At 43.5% G+C, this 21,184-nt stretch carries 9 protein-coding genes and 4 pseudogenes; 4 read left to right on the top strand and 9 right to left on the bottom strand.

All coding sequences use genetic code 11. The features are described from left to right. Positions 1 to 199: 199 nt before the first annotated feature. The 6 genes from proB to TT12_RS02365 form a co-directional block, all read right to left on the bottom strand. Positions 200 to 1,372, bottom strand: coding sequence for a glutamate 5-kinase (gene proB, locus TT12_RS02385; protein WP_045445028.1), 1,173 nt, complete (start codon positions 1,370 to 1,372; stop codon positions 200 to 202). A gap of 79 nt (positions 1,373 to 1,451) precedes the next feature. Continuing rightward, complete coding sequence (gene cgtA / locus TT12_RS02380; RefSeq protein ID WP_045451832.1) at positions 1,452 to 2,669, bottom strand: Obg family GTPase CgtA; 1,218 nt, start codon at positions 2,667 to 2,669, stop codon at positions 1,452 to 1,454. Between the two features lie 285 nt (positions 2,670 to 2,954). Then, entirely contained in the window at positions 2,955 to 4,400 is a 1,446-nt protein-coding gene (locus tag TT12_RS02375) for a glyceraldehyde-3-phosphate dehydrogenase (protein ID WP_045451829.1), read from the bottom strand. A gap of 339 nt (positions 4,401 to 4,739) precedes the next feature. After that, on the bottom strand, positions 4,740 to 5,651 hold the full coding sequence (locus tag TT12_RS02370) for a lipocalin family protein (RefSeq protein ID WP_243443272.1): 912 nt from the start codon (positions 5,649 to 5,651) through the stop codon (positions 4,740 to 4,742). Positions 5,652 to 5,691: 40 nt separating this feature from the next. Then, complete coding sequence (locus tag TT12_RS15160; RefSeq protein WP_207803964.1) at positions 5,692 to 5,919, bottom strand: hypothetical protein; 228 nt, start codon at positions 5,917 to 5,919, stop codon at positions 5,692 to 5,694. Positions 5,920 to 6,359: 440 nt separating this feature from the next. Continuing rightward, positions 6,360 to 7,463, bottom strand: a complete 1,104-nt coding sequence (locus TT12_RS02365; protein WP_045451826.1) for an NUDIX domain-containing protein — start codon at positions 7,461 to 7,463, stop codon at positions 6,360 to 6,362. A gap of 296 nt (positions 7,464 to 7,759) precedes the next feature. Here TT12_RS02365 and hemP point away from each other — a divergent pair, with 296 nt between their 5' ends. Further along, a complete protein-coding gene (gene hemP / locus TT12_RS15155) occupies positions 7,760 to 7,918 on the top strand; it encodes a hemin uptake protein HemP (protein WP_227672156.1) in 159 nt (52 codons plus the stop codon). 256 nt (positions 7,919 to 8,174) lie between these two features. Here the strand turns inward: hemP and TT12_RS19245 are convergent. The 3 genes and pseudogenes from TT12_RS19245 to TT12_RS16210 all read right to left on the bottom strand — a co-directional run bounded on the left by TT12_RS19245 (position 8,175) and on the right by TT12_RS16210 (position 16,912). Then, positions 8,175 to 13,167: pseudogene (locus TT12_RS19245) on the bottom strand (translocation/assembly module TamB domain-containing protein). A gap of 165 nt (positions 13,168 to 13,332) precedes the next feature. Beyond that, a pseudogene (locus TT12_RS02355) lies at positions 13,333 to 16,754 on the bottom strand (autotransporter assembly complex protein TamA). Continuing rightward, positions 16,718 to 16,912, bottom strand: coding sequence for a hypothetical protein (locus TT12_RS16210; RefSeq protein ID WP_045451824.1), 195 nt, complete (start codon positions 16,910 to 16,912; stop codon positions 16,718 to 16,720). Before TT12_RS16210 ends, TT12_RS02355 begins: the two are co-directional and overlap by 37 nt. 464 nt (positions 16,913 to 17,376) lie before the next feature. Here TT12_RS16210 and TT12_RS02340 point away from each other — a divergent pair. From TT12_RS02340 to TT12_RS02330, 3 genes and pseudogenes are all read left to right on the top strand, one after another. Then, positions 17,377 to 18,706: pseudogene (locus tag TT12_RS02340) on the top strand (MFS transporter). 198 nt (positions 18,707 to 18,904) lie between these two features. Continuing rightward, positions 18,905 to 19,542, top strand: a pseudogene (gene coq7, locus TT12_RS02335) (2-polyprenyl-3-methyl-6-methoxy-1,4-benzoquinone monooxygenase). A gap of 279 nt (positions 19,543 to 19,821) precedes the next feature. Continuing rightward, the gene (locus tag TT12_RS02330; RefSeq protein ID WP_045451818.1) at positions 19,822 to 20,991 is read left to right on the top strand and encodes a hypothetical protein; all 1,170 of its coding nucleotides are present in this window, start codon (positions 19,822 to 19,824) and stop codon (positions 20,989 to 20,991) included. The last annotated feature ends 193 nt before the right edge of the window (positions 20,992 to 21,184 follow it).

Below are 21,184 nucleotides of genomic sequence, written 5' to 3'. Positions count from 1 at the left end.
TAGCGACACTCTATTACGAAAAGCCACAAATAATGAGATATTAGTTAATAACAATTTATTGGTTAATATCTCTCGTGTTAACAATCATAAAAACAGTAATCATTAAAAGTATTTGTGTTTTTTAGAGCGTCATTTGCCGTTAGTCTTTAATCAATAATATCGTGCTCATATTTGAAATTAGATGAATACCATGAATGGTCTACATGGTCAGCGCTAAATTATCACGGTGTACCATGACCACACGCTCTTCATTATTACCAAGAATTCTATCAAACTGTTCAGTACGCTCGCGAGCGACTCGGCAAGCATCACGAGAGGAGAAGTTCACTTGTCCAACTGCTAAACGCTCGCCCGTATCTTGGTGTACCACCTCAACCACGTCACCTTCATCGAAATCACCGCGTACTTCCACAACACCGACCGGTAGCAAGCTCTTGTGATGCTCAACTACTGCTTTTGCTGCGCCTGCATCGACTATTAGAGTGCCTGACATACGCAAATGTGCGGCAAGCCATTGTTTGCGTGCAATGATTTTGTCTTGATCATTGGTGGTCAACAAAGTACCAACCGCTTCGCCTGATACCACACGAGTGATAACATCATCGATAGCACCGCTCACGATAACGGTTGGACAACCACCCATTGCAGCAAGACGACCAGCACGAATTTTGGTCAGCATACCGCCGCGACCAAGCTTGCCACCATCCCCTGCAATATCAAATAAGTAATCCGCCATCGCACGCTCTTGGCGAATCATTTTTGCATTAGGATTGTCACGTGGATTATCCGTAAACACCCCATCTTGATCGGTTAAAATGATATATAAATCGGCATTGACCATCGCCGCCGCCATCGCGCCCAAAGTATCATTATCACCAAATTTAATTTCATCAATGGTAATGGTATCGTTTTCATTGATGACTGGTAGCACGCGCCACTCTAGTAATTGTGTCAACGCGCCCGTCGTATTGAGATAACGGCTACGATTAGACAAATCATCATGCGTCAGTAGCAGCTGCGAGCTTTGAATACCATGTTGGATTAATGCTGACCACCACGTTTCAATCAAACCCATTTGACCAATAGAAGCACAGGCCTGTAGTGCTGCTAATTTCTTCGGTCGCTCCTCAAGGTTCATTCGTACCACACCTTCAGCAACAGCACCTGACGATACCAATAGCACTTCGACGCCCTGCTTATGCAGCTTGGCAATCTGTTTGGCCCACTCGTATATGGCAGTTCGATCCAGCCCTCGACCGTTATTGGTTAACAACGATGAGCCAATCTTGACAATAACGCGCTGAATATCAAAGTTGCGAGTTTGTTTAATAAACCTTGCTTCTTCGGTCGTGTTTTCTATGTCACCTGCCATATAAACTCCTGTCTCTCATGTGAATTGATTACGGGGATTGATCTAAAAAATTCAAGTATATCAGCTCAAGCCTGTTAGCTTAAGGAACATAAATGACCTCAACACCATCTTCGTCGTCATCGTCAAAATCAGCATCGCCGTCGCTTAAATCTACACCTTCACGAGCCGCTTTGCGAGCCGCACGATATGCTTCACGCTGCGCCTCAGTGTTTAGACGTACTTCTACTTCTAAGCGCTCAAAACGGGTTCTTTGTGCTTCAGCGAAGATAGGATCTTCTAGTTCACGCTCACGCTCTAGTTCAATCTCATTCATTAAATGATATTTAACTGCATCCGTCCCTTCACCCATTAAGGTTGACGTGCGAAATACATCGCCTGTCCAATCAAGCTCGGCGACAATATGAGTACAAAGCTCATCTAACTCTTCGTCAGGCACCTGATCAATTTTGTTTAATATCAAAATCTGGGGCAAGTTGGATAACTCAGGCGAAAAACGCTCAAGTTCATTCAAGATAACACGAGCGTTGGCTACCGGATCGCTGCCATCAATTGGCTTTACATCAACCACATGTAACAGACGACGAGTACGAGCCACATGTTTTAAGAAACGAATGCCAAGTCCAGCACCTTCTGAAGCACCTTCGATCAAACCTGGAATATCTGCCATCACAAATGAGCGATGACGACCGATATCAACCACACCTAGATTCGGAACGAGGGTGGTAAACGGATAGTCAGCAACTTTTGGTCTAGCAGCAGAGACTTGACGAATAAAGGTAGATTTACCAGCATTAGGCAAACCAATCAAGCCAACATCAGCCACAACTTTTAGCTCAAATTTAAGAACTTTTAACTCACCTTCAAAACCAGACGTCGATTTACGCGGTGCTTGGTTGGTAGAGCTCTTAAAATGGGTATTGCCCAAACCACCATCACCACCTTTGGCAATCAGTAACGTCTGACCAAGTTCAATCAAGTCACCCAACACTTCGTCAGTTTCGGTATCAACTACCGTGGTACCGATAGGTACTGGTAAAAACAAATCATCAGAGCCCTTGCCTGAACAGTTTCTACTGTGGCCATTCTCTGCTCGCATAGCATCGTGACGACGGGTATAACGATAGTCCACTAGGGTGTTGGTGTTATCCTCTGCAATGACGTAAATATCTCCGCCCTTGCCACCATCTCCACCATCAGGTCCACCACGTGGGACATACTTTTCTCGGCGAAAACTGGCGATTCCGTTACCACCGTCACCTGCTTTTACCGTTACGACGGCTTCATCAATAAATCGCATCTTACGTTCCTTTATTTACACTCTAGTTTATAGACTCAATAGCAGTCATATACTGCTTCTTTTGCCTATAGGTATCTTTTAAAAAATAGGAGACTTACGTCTATGTTGCTATATATCATTGCTTTATTTATGACAATAACACCCGATAACCAATTGGACTATCGGGTGCGGTATATATTAACTTAAAAAATCACATCTATTTGTCCATGCTAAAAGTGACTATTGAAATACTTTCTTATAAAGAGTACCTCAATATTAAAAACTCACTACTGCTGTACAAATGTATTAAGCTGGAATCTGTGTATAACTGATGCCTGCCATTTGTGTGGCTAAACGTAATACTTGCGTACTATAGCCAACTTCATTGTCATACCAGATATAAACAATGGCATGATTGTCGGTCAAAATAGTCGCTTGGGCATCAACGATACCTACATGGGTATCACCAACAAAATCCGTCGATACCGCTTCAGTAGAATCTGTATAAGCAATTTGTGTTTGCCACTGACTGCTATTAGATACTTTACGCATAAACTCGTTTAACGCATCAGCATTTTCTGGTGCTGACTTAAGATTCAAATTTAAAATCGCTAAGCTGACGTTTGGCGTTGGTACACGGATGGCATTACCCGTTAGTTTACCACTAAGCTCTGGCAGCGCTTTACCAACCGCTTTAGCCGCACCCGTACTGGTAATAACCATATTCAATACAGCACTACGACCACGGCGATCCGCTTTATGATAATTATCAATCAAGTTCTGATCGTTAGTGAATGAGTGAATCGTTTCAACGTGACCGTTTTCGATACCGTATTCATCGTTCAATACTTTTAACGTTGGGGTGATTGCGTTGGTGGTACAGCTCGCCGCACTGACGATGGTATCTTCACCGACTGTTTCGTTATTTACACCATAAACAACGTTTTTAATCTCACCGCCAGCTGGGGCTGTTAATAGGACTTTTTTCACACCAGTCGATTGCAAATGCTTCCCAAGACCCGCTTCATCTTTCCAAATGCCCGTATTGTCAATCACTAACGCATCATTAATACCGTAAGCCGTATAATCAATCTCGCTTGGATCTTTAGCGTAGATAACCTGAACAAAGCGACCATTGATAATCAAGCCGTTGTTTTCATCATCAACCACCACGCCACCAGCAAAGCTACCATGAATCGAATCACGCTCTAGCAATGAGGCGCGCTTGGCCAAATCGCCAGATGCCGCAGGACGTACAACGATGGCTTTTAACTGCATACCTTTAGCACTTGACGCTTGTGATAATAGCAGACGAGTTAAAATACGACCGATACGACCAAAACCGTATAGCACGACATCAGTCGCCGGATTAACCGTAGTGTCATCACTATTAACGGCTTGAAGTGCTGCTTGTAAATCACTGTCATTAGCGATTAACTGACCAACATCAACCTGTGCAGACTGAAGCTTATCATTAGCCGCTAGCGCTTTAACCATGGCTAGAGTGTCAGCGATATCAATAGATTTAGCGTCTTGGTTACGCAAGGCTACTTTTTGATGCAATGCCAATATTTGACCAACTGACGTCGTATTTAACGTATCACCGAACAAGGTCACTTGTACGTCTTGCTCATTATAGAGCTTATTCAATAGCCCCATCAGCTCAATCGCTTGTTGTTCTTGATTGTTGTAGTTGCTTAAGTGGTCTTGATGTAATTGGCGTAAGGTATCAGCGTTGCTCACGAGAAACATCCTTATGGTCAGTAATGTGTGATCAGTAAATGATAGAGAATACAGATTAGATAGATTATGTGTGGTCTACGCAATCACTCTAGTATGGCAACCGCACGATATTGGTGTCAGTTATTGATATAGAGTATTGAGATCGCCTAGATTTTAGCCTAAAACGGCCTATTTTGCCAGTGATAACCGATCTGCTAGCGCTTATAAAGCATTTTATTGAGTTATGCAGGCTATTATGAAAATAAAGGCAGCCAATTATGCTGCCTTATTGTTCATTATTGCCAGTATCAAATAGTGGACGATGAAGTAACACTACTATTTAACCCAGTATCTAGTAAGTGATGCTTGTTATGGAACGAGGCTAACCGTTTGATTGGTCTGCGAGGTTAACTTAAATTCTTTTAAGTCATAGCCTTGCTGTTGAGCGATTTGACGATATTTGGCATAGGTTTCTTGAGTGACGTTTGGCGAACGCGCCAATAACCATAAATGTTTTTTATCAGGTGTTCCTACTAAAGCAGTCTTGTAATCAGCATCACGTGCTAGTACCCAATAGTCGGCACGACCAACTGGCAACCAACGAATCCACGATGGTAAAAATGTGACCTTTAACTTGCTGCCTGACTCATCAACAGGCTTAGCGATACCCTCAGAAGTAATACCAGAACCGTCTTTCTGTACGCATTTATTAGTGACTATGATACCTGAACCGTCGGTTTTTTCCGTATAATTGGCGGTGACATCACTGGCACAATTGCGCTGAAAATACATGGGCAAACGACCTATCTCATACCATGTTCCTGCATACTTTTTTAGATCAACGCTATCCACTGTGGTCGGTGTACTTGCAGACTTATGAATGATGGCGCTTGGCTTAATTGACAACGTCTCTGTGGTGGTTCTATCGGTAGTGGCGTTAGCAGTTATATCAGCTGTAGCATTAACCGGTGGCGTCGCCGCATACGCTGAAAATGCGGCTAATGGTATGATAATAGCTAGGGCTATACCCGTATGCTTGATAAGTCCATTCATAAATATACGCTCCGGTATTTCTTTGTATGATGAGTAAGTAGAGGTTGATGATGAATCAGCATTTTGCTTTGAATGGTGGTTCTGTCCATATTCTTTTTCGCTCAACTCTTGTGACCATTTATAATCGTTAGTGCAGTGACCACTATTCTTGGTACAGTAATCACTAACGAAATCATTGCTTTCGCTATGTTTTGAATCGCCGTCTTTGTTATTGTTGCTGTTAATCATAGCAGACTCTTTTGCCTGTACAAGGCTCTTATCGGCGCTTTTATATCCAAAATAGTGATCTTGCGAAGACGTTTTTTTTTGCCAAATGGGTAGAATATTGGTCATTTAGATTATCATGGTTGTAGCTAGCATCGTTGCTGGCGTTACCTGTCTGCCGTGTACTATCCTCATTCAGATGATAGTGGCGCGACTGGGTAGTCTGCTTAGATTGAGAACCAGCTTCCTTTGTATCAGACCATGCTGATTGAGGTAACTTATTGGTTTTCATAGAGGTACCATTATTGATAGTGACTGTTAACTATTCTTCTTATATGCCCCATATGTACTCTCATCTTCTGTGGGTCTTCAACTTTTAAAAATATATTGAATGTAAAAGCTGGCGCTGTAAAAACCAAATATTATGAGAGCAGTTAAGAGATATGTTGATAAGCAATTCGCTTATGAGAATATAGAGTAAGTACTCTTTGGTTAGGTGATATATATTAATGGCAGCTCGACTATTAAAACAGTGTCGCAATGTAGGAAAAAGCAACGGTTTGTAAGTAACTATGCGTTTATGCAGTAGAATAAATACCGAATAAACACATAGTTACTGATTGGATAAATATATTAAAAATCAATTATTTGCCCTGATAGATGCCAATTAATGGCAATTCTGGTTCAGAACTGGTCAGCATTGGTGCCAACACTCCTTCTATTAGTTTTTTACTATTCAAAGAACTGTCGAATACCAGCAACACTGATACCACCATGCTCTAATACTTGATCAATCATCACAGGTGATAAACCACCCAAACCGATAATCGGCATATCAGCCAATTGTGCCAATGCTGACCATGATTCCCAACCAAGTGGCACAGTATCAGGATGTGTATGGGTGACTAGTACAGGAGACAAAAAGGCGCCAATGACGGGCGATAATTGCTGTTGTAACCGAGCATGAGCCAGTTTATTGGCAGCATCAATACTGGCGGCATCATGACAACTGACTATTAACGGATAATTTTTAGACAGCACTCTATCTTGTGTATCCTTCGACCATTGTAACAATGCGGTATGAGACAGATGATTGGCAACGATTGAATTGGCAATGGTTGTGTCTTTCATTGCTAGCGGCGCTTCAGTGGTTAGGGTCTGTCCATTGACATCACAAGGGACAATCGCCTTAATATCTGGACGCATATGCATCAACTGCGCTGCTATACTTTCTGAGCCAGCTGCCTTTATTCGAATATATACCCAAGCATTGGCTGTTAGCTTGTTTTGATGAAAAGTCAGCCATGCGGCCATTGGATCAGGTGAGGCATCAAAATGCGTCAATGGATAGGTAATTGCTATCGTTGTTGGCACACTCAACCATTCGAGAATCGTCTGGTTAGCAGCGGGTAAATGATACTTTCCTGCTAATAAATCTGACTTATTTACCCACGTTAGCGCCTGACCTTCTAGCCCATATTGGCGATGCTTATGCTGCTCATACTGCTGCGCGGTCAGCTCAACCTTATAAATCTGTAAACTGACCTGCTTATCACCATAATCATGATGCAGACGTCCAAGCTTGACCATCGTATTGTCACAAATTTCAATGCCTGTCTCTTCAGCGACTTCCCGAATTAATGCCTGCTCGGCGTTTTCATTGGTTTCTATTTTGCCACCTACAAATTCATAGCGGTTGCCTTGATGCTGGGCGGCGTTTCTAAAGCCAAGTAAATATTGGGCTTTATGATGAATGACTGCAACTGCCACGTTTACGATAAGTACTTTTTCGCTATTAAATGAGCTATCAACGTAGTTGTCTGCTTCATTTGGCATCGGCGTCTCCTTTATTACTGTTTTTTTAAAGTGTAATCTGATTGGTTTATATTTTCAAAAAACCAAGTCGATTTAAAACCAACCTATTGATTTATAATAACAATTAGCTGATTTTTATTTAGTTAGATCTCATTTACAAAAGTTGCTTTAGATAAGTTTACACAATGACTGCATTTTATTTTATCAATTACCTTGCAAAATCCTTCAATGTAAATGATAATTATTATCGTTAAAGATAGTTACTGTATCGCCATTACTATTCAGCCATTTTTTATCAAAAGGAATTTACTATGAGCATGGTTATCTCTCGTTACTTGAATTGCCGTGAAAACCGTTTACCAACTTTGCAATCACAACACTTATTTGCACTCACTAAAGAAGTGCGTATCGAGCATGAGGGTGAAGAGTATCGATTACGTTTAACACGTAATAATCGCTTAATCCTGACTAAATAGATTAATATCATTGATCATCAATATTAGGGCGTGTCCTCGTTTTAAAAATGGTGATAAAAATGAGATAAATTGCAGTCAAACAAGGAAAATAGCTGACTAATATCGAGATATTAGTCAGCTATTTGACGCCGTTTGGCAAGATTTAGCCATTTTTAACCCATTTAGATAACTATCGATTGAATTGAGGACACGCCCTAGCCTACCTATAAAAACGCCTTCATTCAAAGGCGTTTTTTATTGGATAAGACAATGCGATTTAGAACTGCCAGCTGTAAACCACATCCACCGCGTTTTCTGCCGCTGAGGTTGCCTCTACATAAATACGTCGAGTTAACTGATAACGAATGGATAAGCTATTTTGAGCATTAAACACCCCTACTCCGTAGCGTATATACAAGTCAGGCGTCACATAACCGGTGACGTTGACGTTGGTGTCTTCACTACTGCCTGAGGCATCAACGGTCAAACTCTGAAAACCAAAAATCTGACCGATCTGATTGGTTAGATTGCGCGTGCCACTCAGTCCAAAGCTTAAGCCCGCGGCGGCTAGGTTATTCGTCACTTGCGATTTAAAGCCTTGCTCACTGATTTGGGTGGCGCCCTTGTTATTAATTCGACCTGTCACCAAAGCATTCATCGCCTGCTGTTGGGTCAAACCTGCATTATTAAAGACAATAATATTGGGGCTTTCTGTATTGCCTTTGACACGCACACCTACGGTTTTACCACTGATCGTTTTAACCGCCTCAATACTGAGGTTAGGTTTCATCACATCACCGTTGAAGCGCACTTGTCCGTAGTTAAGCTCTAGGTTCTGACCAAAAGCGTTGATATTGGTACGACGTGATACTTGCACCACCCCTTTTGCACGCATGACACCCGTGCCATTTTGAGTGATATTAATCGCACCAGCTAAAGGAATAACGGCACCAAAACCACGGAAGTTGATATCATCACCCAAGTCGACACCGATATCCGCATTGATTGACCAAGGTTTCGATATTGCCAATACCTCGTCAATATTGCCAATAAGACGACGATCAAGAACCACAGCATCTTCAGTTTGAGTAATGATATCTTCGCTGGCTTCTGGCGGACGAATGGTCGCTGACGGTACGCTGACCGCCCCTTTAATATCGACATAACGATCGCCTGGACGCACGATGATATCAATATCAGGATTGATTTCTGCCACTAACAATGGTGGCTGAGTAATCACCAAACGCTCGCCGCTAACGCTAAGCTTGGCTTGGAGTTTTTGTTGCCAATTAACGGTACCAGTCAAAACCCCTTTACCCGTACCACTGCTGAAGGTTCCATCAATAGTCGCTTGCGTACCACGAATTTTGGCGTCAGTATTTACATTGGTTAAATTAATGGGCAAATCAAGCATCGCAATACGGCCATTAGCAAGTTTCACATCGCCATAGAATTGCGGCTTATCTAATGTACCGCCCAATCCTCCTGCCATCGTGACATTGCCCTCTAGCACTCGCATACCTGGGAAGAAAGGCTTGAATATCGCAAGGTTAAGCTCATTCAATACTAAAGCGCCCGAAATTGGCTTAGGCGTCTTATAAGGATCAACGACCACTTCAGCATAACCACGCGCACCGCCACCAGTATTGATATCGGTACGTAGTTTGATGCCTTCAGGGACGGACAGTGCAATCAGTGAGACCCGCTTATAAGGCAGAGTGACGGGTAAACTATCACCATCTTGAATCAAACCGATTTTGCCGTTGTCTGAATACAGGGTAGTATTAATCGTCGGTGGACGACCACGTTGCCAGCCAACAATCGCCTTACCATTAATTTTGCCATGCCAGTCGATATCTTTGGGTAAAAAGACCGATAGTAATGACGTATCTAGATTTTGCAAGGCGATATTCACCTCACCTTTATCAGGTGACGCGATTAAGTTTTCACGTAAGCACACCTTGCCCGTTTGATCGGTGGCTTGCCAGCAGTGCGCTGCCAACTGTACTTTTAAATCGGTAGTATTGCCATTTTGATTGTTGGGTAAATTCACAATTAACTGCGCTGGCTGTAACTGATTTAAGGTCGCATATTTAGATTGAACACGGCCCTTACCGATGACGCCAGACCAGCTCAGTTTATTTCGATTGAAGCCGCCTTTAAGCCTTGCGCCAATCGTGAGCTGCTCATTGGCAACGTCAAGATTGACCACATGCGCTTGCTCAGTACCATTAAAAGTCGCTTTAACGCTTTTAAAACTCTGTCCAGCTGCATCTAAACCTTCAGCGGTGATAATAAGCTGACTTGGGCTGTTTGCTAAATTGACCAGCTTACCGCGCACGCGACCTTGGCGCAAAATAAAGCCCGGCAGTGCAATTCGCTCACCGACTAAATCGATATAAATGGTTGGCAGCGCTTGTCCTACTGGCTGTGATAAGGTCGCACCGCCAGTGACTTTGCCAGCCAATTTATCTGACAACTGATCCAGACTGGTGATGTTAATTTTGGTTTGTAATTGCTTAGCATTGCCATTAGCAGTAACATAATTATCACCCCAACGTAGCACTAAATTATCCGCGTTTAAGCTGTCTATCAAGGCATTTACTTGCTTATATTGCGCCTGTGCATCTTGCGTTTGTAGGCGCTTGAAATAGCTTGCCAAATCTTTTGGCAGACGCATCTTCGCCGCTAAGCTACCCTTGGCACTAAGCGGTTGACCCTTTAACATGCCTCTTAAATCAATTTTTTTGATATTAATGATTTGCTGCGAGTCACTCCAGCGCCCATCCGTATCGATAGTGCCGGTGATAAGGCTTGGGGTATCTTTAAGGAAATAACCAATATTAAAACGATCCATCACTGCGTCAATATCCACGCAATGCCTTGACGTACATCAACCGTCCCTTTGGCATCAATACTGCCTGCCGCGCCCACATGACGGAAACGCTTGATACGAATCAGCTGGTCATCGCCACTGGCATCAATGGTTAGCTTGCCTGCTGGCAGTTGCTCAGCATCTAGCACTCCATCGAAATTCACCGCAAAACGTTGCAGTTTGCCTGCGGCATTTTTACTATTCTTAGGCGCAGTTTGCCACTCGCCACTGGTTTTCAAATCACCAGTAATAATCGCGGGATTATTGGGTAAAAAATAACCCAAATTAAACTTGTCGAAGCGACCATCTATCGTCCAGCCGATATTTTTACGCAAATCGATGACACCTTTGGCATTCACTGCGCCCGCTTCACCGTTGTAATTGAGCTTACGAATACTGATAAACTTTGGCGTGCCAGCCGCATCAATAGATAGGCGTCCTTTTGGTACATCTGCAGTATCGACTTGTCCCTTGAAGCGCGCATCGAACATAGACAGCTCGCCACCAACGATATCGATTTTGGCATCACCTGCACCCGTTATGCCAATAGCACGGCCATCTTGAGTCGCATCAAGTTGCGCCTGCAAGTCGGTCTTGTTTAAGGTGATAATATGACGCTGACCACTAACGCCACCTTTAGTAATAGTCAATAAACGACCACGCGCGCTGACACTACCGGTTAGGCGCTCAAGCGGCAAATCACTGCGATACTGTTTGGGCAATAATCCATTGGTACGCGCATCTATCTGCCATGTGAGCGGACGCTTTTTATTTGCCAATTGAATCTGCCCAGTACCTGATAAGTCGCCCACGACTCCTTTATAATTCAGGCGATTGATGTCGATGACATCCCCAGCTTTGCGCACGCGCACATCATAGTTGCCTTTAGGAGCGGCATTCAATTCATTAATGACCGCATTGGCATCTACTGATAACCGTGAGCCACGAATGATGACATCCGCCTGTCCACGCGGACTATCAATATTACCGATATTAGGCACATCGCGGCGGATTAGGTTTTGCCATTTGGCATCGATATACCAAGGCGCTACCTGTGTCGACTTCGCTGATGTTTTGCCTTGGACGATATTAGCATTCACATGCTCGCCATCACGTTGACGCAAATCTGCATCAAGCTCTATGTTACCAGTGCTGTTTTTCTGCTGATAATGTAATGAAAGTCGACCATTCAGCTTTTGCGGTGCATATGCTTTGAAATCAGCATAGTCATCAGGAATAACGCGGCGAATATCAAAATTGCTACCTGTCGCTCGCACTTTTGCATCAAAACTGTCTTGCCAATCTAAAATACCTTGCAGAATTAAATTTCCAGCTGGCACCTGAGCATCTAAGCGATCAATACGCAACTGACTGTTTGCAATAACGGCTCGACCTTGATAGTGACCGGACGGAATGTCTTTAGCTGTCAGCTCAGTATTGATACGCAGACGTATTTCAGAGATAACCCCTGTCGCGGTAGCAGTACCACTTTTTAAACGAATTTTTTGGCTTTCCGCATAAGGATCAAAATATCATCCCATTGCAATTTTGCCTGGAATGGCGAATCCTGATCCAATCCTTGGACAACAAAATCACCGCTAACATCGCTGTCATTGTAGCGACTACGAACTTTACCAACCGTACGTTTTAACGTCCCTGTTGCCGTGATATTCAATGGGTCAACATAGGCTTTTTCTAGCGCACTGACTTCTGCAATCGCGCTTAAATCTAGCGGATAGTCGCCTTGTAAATCAATTTCACCTTGTAAGGCACTGATTTTGACGATATCAGCATATTGTAAATCGCCGCGACCAACCGTTACCATGCTACCGACCCATGTCAAATTACGGGCAACAATATCATGCACAACAATGGGTTCTTTGGTCACTTGTTTATAAGTAATATTTTTTATTTTAGCGTGATCAAAGCGTAAGTTCACTGGTAGCTGTAACGTTTTATAATCGAACGGCTCACCCGTTGGTGGCTTGTTATTGATAATCTCAATGGTTTGTATGTCTGCATCACGCAGATGCACTTCTTTGGCAAATATCGCACGCCAGCCTATCTTGACATAAGCTTTATCAACCAATACTTCAAGGTCTTCAGTCGCCTTGATATCGATATCAGTGACCCAGATTCCATCACGTAAATTACCGCGACCATATTTAAAATCAATGCCCGTCTCAGCACTGACTTTCTCTAATATAAACTTCGTACCCGACTCTGTGCCCATTGCGTAAAAAAACACGGCAAACATGATGGCCAGCACAATTAAAATAAGCACCAGTAATTTGAGCAAAAATGACAGCGGATACCAACGTCTGACGGCACGAGCGTCGCGCTGTGCTGGATCTTCATCTGGGGCGTTATTAGGCGGGGTATTTTTTGTCAGCATGACACTCAACTACGTTAAAGAATGGTCACCGGCAATCGGCACGATAAATAAGAAATACAACGGATATTGCTAATAGCGCGTATTGAACCTGTCTCTATGTCACTAACGGAGACGACTTAATAATGTTCAATACGCGCTAAATGATGTCACTACTGGATTACATGGCTATAAAGGCGAGCCAATAAAGAAATGCAGTCTAACGGGTATGCTTTCTTCTGTCACGCCAGCAGCCACATCAACTCGTACCACACCGACTGGCGATGCCCAGCGGATACCAACACCGACGCCGACCTTTGTCTCAGTCTCGAAGTTTTTGTCGTAAGCATTACCCACATCAGTGAAGAATGCCCCACGGAATCCTGGTTTAAATTCATAGTTATACTCTGCACTACCAACCGCAAGCACTTGCCCACCAGTCAAATAGCCCTTGTCGAGCGGTGACAAGCTCTCATAGTCATAACCACGAATACTTTGATCGCCACCCGCAAAGAAGCGTAATTTATAAGGCACATCATAAAAATCATCTGCCCAGATGTAGCCTGTATTCAGACTGCCCAGCACTTGATGCTTTTGCTCATCGCCAAAACTATAAATGCCGCTGACACCCGCGCGAATGATTGCCATATTAGTGTCGCTAAGGCTTTATCAGCTCCTGCTTCAAGCGAGTAATACTGACGCATACCGCGAGTCGGATTGGTCACGCTGTCTACGTCGGTTTTGTTCATACCATAACCAAATAGCAGCGCTTGCTGCTTAGGCTTAGAGGAAGTAAAGCGAATAGGTAGATCGTCCAACTCTGTTTCATCGACCCCAGTCTCTAGCTCATCTAAACGGTAATTCACAGAGTAGCTGCGATTCCAGCCACTGTCACGGCGAATATTACGCGCCAATGCTGCTTTTAGCGTCGTAGTAGATAAGTCGAAGTTGCCTTCACCTTGGTCGATGACCTCTTCTTCATAGGTAAGACGCGCATCTAATTTATCGTTAAGTGGATGTTTCCAAGGTCGACTGGCATAAACAGCGACGTTTTTAGTAATTCTGGAAACTTCGGTCTCTGCACCGGCTTGATAGCCTTTACGATTGAGCAAATTATAGTCTATTTTTGCCGTCGCTCGCACGCCCGTATCTGTGCCGTAACCAAGACCTACTTGGGCATCGCGCGGCTTACTTGAAGAGACAAAAACATACAACGGTACTTTTTTACTTTCTGCCACTTGTTGCGGTGTTTTTCGACCAGCCAACGTTGGTGGTACAAAGTTTTCATCAGTGATTAAGCTTTCTTCATCAGGGAATATTTTTTGCGCAATATTACTGATGCCGTCGCTTATTTTACCCAAAAGATTGTCCGCCTCTTGGTCTTTTTCATCCAATACACGATCATTTGGTAAGCGGCTCAAGCGCTCTGCTTTTTGTTTGATAGCTTGTAGTTTATCAAGTGTTGCTGCATCAGCTTCAAAATCGATCGCCGCGATGTCGGCGGGATTGACTGTTTCACCGCTATTGGCAGTCGTATTACCCTCACTCTCTGTGTTATTTTCATCACCATCATCAGCGTTATTGTCTTGATTAACACGGCTACTATTAGAAGCAGCTGAACTTTCAGCACCATTATTGCCCGCAATGTCTGAGGCGCCATCACTATTAATATCGTCGTCGAGTGTGCCGCTATCATTGGTAGGTGTGTTATCAAAAGCCAAAGTACTGGCTTCACTGCGTTCATCTGGCGGCAATATCGACTCAACGTTGACTGTATTAAAATAACGAGTCGCTGATAAGTCATTGCTAAACTCGGTCACCGCTGGACGATAAAAAGGATCGCCGGGCTTAAAGTCGAACAACTGTTGTAATAGTGACAACTCAACAGGTAGCTTGTCAGGATCTTGGGTTAAGGTATTGGTTTCTTCATCGTATGTAAAAAACACAACGTCATCAAACTCATAACGATCCCCAGTGTTGTAGACCAGCGACACATCTGCAGTATTATCTGGCAAGATAATATCGACGGATTTGTTGAGCCAATATTGATCAAAATAGCCATAAGTATTACTCAGCGACTCAAGGGCCGCCTTGCTATCTTTATAAACACGGTGATTGAAGATATCGCCTACTTGTGGCGGCAAGTCTTTTTCAAGTGCTATATATTCTGGTTGTTCACTGCCTTCACCGCGAATCTCAACAATACGGCTGTCCACACGTACTGGCTCGCCCAGCTCTTCGATAATGACATCGATCGTGTCAGCATTGCGCTGACGTAGGCGTAACGTAATATCATAGTAACCTACTGCTTGGGCTGCCTCTAATGCTGTTTGGCGCAGGCGTGGCAAGGCGGCCGTAAAGTCGGTAACTGACTGAACTGTCGTATCATCAAGGGCAGCCTTGATGTTTTTCATGGGCTGAACGTCATTGTCCGCTTTGGTGAGCTTTGGCTTACCATTGACAGTACCTTCAGCGGTCGCCTGCCGTAGATAAATTGTGGTATCTACATGTGGTAATGCCATCACACCTGCATTGAATAAACGGTTATAAAGGCGTTTCACGATATTGCCTTTATTACGCGCCATTGGCTTGGGCTTACTCGCTTGTTCGATACTCTGGTTTATTCCCTGAGAGTCCGCTTGATAGTCTGGCAAGTAGTCATCAGGATTGATGATATCTGACGTTGTACCATCTTCATTGGTCTCATCACTGGCATTGGCGACAATCTCATTATCGAAAGTACCGGTTCCATCCACGCGTCCACTACTGACAGAGTCGCTAACATCGATCGGACGCGACATAACTTCAGCCGTCTGTGCGCGTTCAGCGGCGCTCTCATTCCTACCTAATGTCTCAAGATTGTTAGGAGCTGGCAGATTGGTCGCATCCAAATCCACATCTAAACCAATAGGCGGGGTTGTATCATCTAATGTAGCAATTGGCGCGTCAAAATCGCGATCGTTATTGCTGATATCATTATTATTGTTACTGTAATTGTTATTAACGTTGGTACTATTAATGTCAGTACTGCTATTAACGTCCGTACTATTAGTGATGTCATCAATATCTTGGGCATTCTGCATGTCCATCGCAGCCAGCTCACGATTAATCTCCTCGGGCGTCATCATCTGATAACCCTGCTGCTGTATGGCTGCGGCTTGTTGCAACAAGTCATCATTGGCGCTATTAGAAAGATCGAGCTGAGCATCATTTGCGCCAGCCATATTATCCATGGCATTTACCTGAGAATTGACCATACCCTGAGCATCTGGTTTTTTAGCGCTTTTATCTTGAGCATCAGACTTCTTAATGCCTAGGCTTTGTTCGCTGTACTCATCCAATACTGACTGATCGATAATGCCCTGCTCTACTGCCTTTTTTAGGCGCAATGCATCCAAAGCGATATCGAGCTGAGTATCATCATCTGACAGTGTGGTCGATTGAGTGCTGGTTGATTGATTGTTTGATTGATCGACAGCTATTTGATTGCTCGTAGGTGGTTTAGGAGAACTGACATTATTTGTGGTATCAGCCAATGCAGCAGGTGCCATACCGAAACCCACTAGGCTGGTCGCTAGCGCAGTGAAAAGTACTGAACGCGTAAAATGAATGCGCGGCGCATTGCATGAGTTGTCATAGCTGCTGTACGACGTGTTTTTTGAAAACGGTCACTCTGAAAATCTTGAATTTTAATATCCTCTCGAACATTATCCGTATCACACTGCATCATCGATACATTGCGCGCGAGCGTTGAAGGCTGGTGTTTCATGTGTATTTCCTATCACCTCACGCGGCACAATATTATGAACGATAACAATCGCCTAGTCTTACCGGTGAATAAACTTATAGCCGTTGGCTGAATTATGGTTTACTGTCTTGCTTTGGATAATGACCATTTATAACGCAAACCTTGGTGTCAGATTAGCACCATGTTTTTATCAAGATATGGACATGCGTAAGTGGTAGCAAGCCTTTGCCATTACTCACACCTCGCGACGCAACCATGCAAAATTTACAAATCATAACTTAGATAATTATGAAATCATAGCGTCGAGCGCATGTATTTTTACCAAAGCCTTGCTATTATACGGCTTAATATTGATAAAACCTATGCTATATTTCGATAAGTTTTTGATACTGTTAATAATTATATCGATAATTACTTTCACTTGAAAAGCGGTATACAGCGCTTTTCTTTGATCTAGCAACCGCGACCCGTCTGTAGGAATTTTCATGGCCAATCAGTTTCAATTATTTAAGCACCGCCGTTTTAGCGCCATGTTTTTTACCCAGTTTTTGGGCGCGTTTAATGACAATATTTTTAAGCAAGCACTCATACTGGTTTTGACTTACACCGCTGCGAGTCAGTTGGGCATGGAAGTCAGTATTTTGAATAACTTGGCCGCGATGTTGTTTATTTTACCTTATTTTTTATTTTCTGCACTGGCAGGACAAATCGCGGATAAATTTGAAAAATCAAAACTCACACGATTGATTAAATTGCTTGAATTCGTAATTATGGTGATTGCGGCAGTAGGTTCGTGTTTGAATGGTATGCATTGTTATTTGTCGCGTTGTTTCTCATGGGTACTCAATCTACTTTTTTCGGGCCTATTAAATACGCTACTTACCACAAGCGATGAAAGAAGATGAATTGGTTGGTGCTAATGGTTTGTTTCAAATGGGAACATCGTTAGCGATCTTACTCGGTATGATTATCGCGGGTGTTTTAACCCAGATAACACAGCCGCTCTATTGGATAAGTGTGACCGTATTGGTCATCGCCGTATTGGGTTATTTTGTCGCACGATTGATACCCCACATGCCAGCGATGCAGCCAAACCTAAAAATCAACTGGAACATTGTGACCACTAGTGTGGCGACGGTGCGCTACTTATATTCATTGCCTTTTTTGTTCTTTGTCATCCTTGGTAATAGCTGGTTTTGGTTTTATGGCGCGACGTTTTTGACCCAAACGCCAGAATTCAGCAAGGTCATCTTACATGGTGATGAATCAGTGGTTATTTTCCTATTAACCTTGTTTTCTGTTGGTGTGTCGATTGGCTCATTATTATGCAAATCACTAACCAAAAACCAAGTCAGCTTACGTCTTTTGCCCTTTGGTATCACGGGCTTAAGTATTTTTGCGATTGATTTGTATTTTTCACTGTCAAGTCTCAACATCAATGTGAATAATGCAACTCTGTTTGGCATCAGTGAGTTATTTGCGGTGAGTGGCAGCTGGCGCGTGTTTGCTGATTTATTCTTTTTGGGCTTTAGCGGCGGTTTATACATCGTGCCGTTATATGCCTCTATGCAGGCCTATGCACCCAAGAGCCACCGCGCGCGCGTCGTTGGTGCCAACAATATCTTTAACGCGATATTTATGGTCACCTCAGCGATTTTCTCTATCGTGATCTTGAACGCTTTGGGATTCAATTTACCTCAGCTATTTTTAGTGACAGGACTCATAAACATTGCCTTCGGTGCCTTTTTATACAGTAAGCTCAATAAACATATTAAAAATGCGGTCATCCAAACGCATGATGAAGTGGCTCCATAAGTAAGATTGACATGCTGCTATAGCAATCAATGTGTTATCAAACCGATAATATTGATGCTGATAATTTGGATTGTTTGCTATAGTAATACCTATGCGTTAATCACTATCATTATTTTAGAAAAACAGATAATGTTTTTAGCAGAACAGATAAGTTTAATTTTTTGATCGTATTTAAGCCATCAGGAGTGAATCATGGCCCTGCGTCCCTTATCCAAAGTCGACCAATTGTTACTTGGGGTCGATAAGGCATTACGAGCTGTCGTACCACATTCAAACCCTAGCACTCGTCCACTACCAGTCAGCAGTGACGAGATTCCTGAGCTCACTATCACCGAGGCGCGACATGTCGCCGGATTGATGCGTATCAATCATACTGGTGAAGTATGCGCGCAAGGTCTGTATCATGGTCAAGCATTTGCCGCCAAAGACAACGGCGTCAAGCAAGCCATGCAGCAATCAGCCGAAGAAGAGGTCGATCATTTGGTCTGGTGCGAGACGCGATTAGACGAGCTTGGCAGTCATGCCAGTGTCTTTACGCCATTATGGTATGGCATGTCTTTCGGTCTTGGCGCAGTCGCGGGTGCATCTCTAATGAATTTAGCTTGGGATTCGTCGCAGAGACAGAAGCTCAAGTCAGCGAACATTTACAAGACCATATCACCCAATTACCAGAGCACGATAAACGCTCAAAAGAGATACTGGCACAAATGGATATTGAAGAGTTGCATCATCGTGAGCTGGCATTAGCAAGTGGCGGCGCAGCGTTATCACCGCCTGTACGTCATACTATGCGCTGGATGGCCAATCGCATGAAAGCCACGGCATATCACTTGTAATTGCCATCTGTGATAGCAGGTTTTGAGCGATAGATTGTGATGGTAAGTTCGTTGTGATGGTAAGTGCAGTGCGCTTTATTATTGATATTGCTCTCATTTACCCTGCTGTCGCTGGCATAACGTACACGCTATCGCGTTACTATTAACAATCCTACTACTGATAGCGCTCAGTTGAATTTGTTAGGGTATTAAAAATTTGTATGATTTTGCCGCAAAGACATGAGCTAATAACCATTCAATTGCTAAATAACAACTAAATAAATTAAGGTAACGATTTTTATGAAAGCCATCAACCAATCGACTCTCTCTGCCCGTTCGTCTAGCAAGTCGCCTAAACTGGCAACTCTGACAGCACTGGCCACAGCTTGTGCCATGCTATTATCAGCGCCTGTCAATGCGGCTGAAACCAATGCGGCAACAGATGCTGCAAAGACCGATACTACTGCCACATCGGTGCCTAGCGCTATGGATTCTAGCAAACGTGTGATTCGCCTTGCTCGACCGACTGCGGCTAGTACAGCACAAGAGGGTACTCCATCCACTTTACCGACTGCGGCGGTGACAGCCAATACTCAACCAACTGACCTTCAAAGCAGTAGTGTTCCACAAAGCGCTCCTTTGCCAAATAATGCTCAGCCGTATCGTGCGCCAATGAGTACATTGCAACCACAAGATGTTGTACCAGCACCAAAAATACCTGAGTTCACTGGCACCACTCGAGTTTATGAGCCTGGTCCATTGACCGCTACTGGTGTCGACCTGCGTAGTGGTCAGCTTGCCAATATACCAACGCCGCAAGTGCAATTGTCAGACGTAAGCTTTGTACCGACTGTGTTGATTCCTCAGCAAAACGGTAATAACAACGATCAGCTAGACGTGAGCTTGCTTGATGACTTCATCGAAGACGTCTCACCTAATGCCCGTCATTACCCACCAAACTTCCCTAACCGCTCACAGCGCCATTATACGCGTGAAAAAATCAAAGTATTGGCTGAATGGATACAGCCTTATGCTGAATCACCAAATGCCTCTTATGATGTATTGATTCGTGCCGCTAAACTCAATGGCATGGGACGTAACTTAGATTTGGGATCAGACTATACGATACGCGGTGGAAAATATGTTGACCGTGCCATTAAACTGCAACCTGATAGCGGCGAAGCCAACTTCTTATACGGCATGATGTTGTCAGAAGGCGGCGGCTTCAAAGAAGGTCAAAAATACCTAGACCGCGCAGTGTCTCTTGGCTATACCGAAGCAGAGCAAAGCTTGGCACAGTCAGACTTATTAAGTGACCGCCGCGATAATGCATTAGAGCGCTTGCGTCGTCTTGAACAGAAAAACCCTAACAATGACATCATTCGTCAGCAAATCAAACTTATTGAAGAGGGTAAATTCTACATCTGGGATATACCTGCGCCTGACATCAATGTTAAGCCTAGTGCTTAACATTGATTGGGTATTTAAATCTCATTAAGTAAATTTACCAAATTCCATGATTGCTCCATAAGCTAGATTGACTCGACTAAGCCCCTGACTTTATATAGAAATTACTTCAATATAGAGTCAGGGGCTTTTTTATGTCTAGCAAAACTCCATTGAATCCAACTTGCTGTCTACCTTATTTAAATGCGTGTTCGAT

The sequence above is a fragment of the Psychrobacter sp. JCM 18903 genome (assembly GCF_000586475.1).
In the GTDB taxonomy this organism is placed as follows: domain Bacteria; phylum Pseudomonadota; class Gammaproteobacteria; order Pseudomonadales; family Moraxellaceae; genus Psychrobacter.
This window is presented reverse-complemented; position numbering and strand designations above follow the sequence as displayed.

What these genes read in the sequence shown, in the direction of transcription:
- TT12_RS02375 (WP_045451829.1), bottom strand. Translation starts at nt 4,400, where the DNA reads ATGTTTCTCGTGAGCAACGCTGATACCTTACGCCAATTACATCAAGAC.
- hemP (WP_227672156.1), top strand. Translation starts at nt 7,760, where the DNA reads ATGGTTATCTCTCGTTACTTGAATTGCCGTGAAAACCGTTTACCAACT.
- TT12_RS02330 (WP_045451818.1), top strand. Translation starts at nt 19,822, where the DNA reads ATGAAAGCCATCAACCAATCGACTCTCTCTGCCCGTTCGTCTAGCAAG.
- TT12_RS02365 (WP_045451826.1), bottom strand. Translation starts at nt 7,463, where the DNA reads ATGCCAAATGAAGCAGACAACTACGTTGATAGCTCATTTAATAGCGAA.
- TT12_RS16210 (WP_045451824.1), bottom strand. Translation starts at nt 16,912, where the DNA reads ATGAAACACCAGCCTTCAACGCTCGCGCGCAATGTATCGATGATGCAG.
- TT12_RS02370 (WP_243443272.1), bottom strand. Translation starts at nt 5,651, where the DNA reads ATGATTAACAGCAACAATAACAAAGACGGCGATTCAAAACATAGCGAA.
- TT12_RS15160 (WP_207803964.1), bottom strand. Translation starts at nt 5,919, where the DNA reads ATGAAAACCAATAAGTTACCTCAATCAGCATGGTCTGATACAAAGGAA.
- proB (WP_045445028.1), bottom strand. Translation starts at nt 1,372, where the DNA reads ATGGCAGGTGACATAGAAAACACGACCGAAGAAGCAAGGTTTATTAAA.
- cgtA (WP_045451832.1), bottom strand. Translation starts at nt 2,669, where the DNA reads ATGCGATTTATTGATGAAGCCGTCGTAACGGTAAAAGCAGGTGACGGT.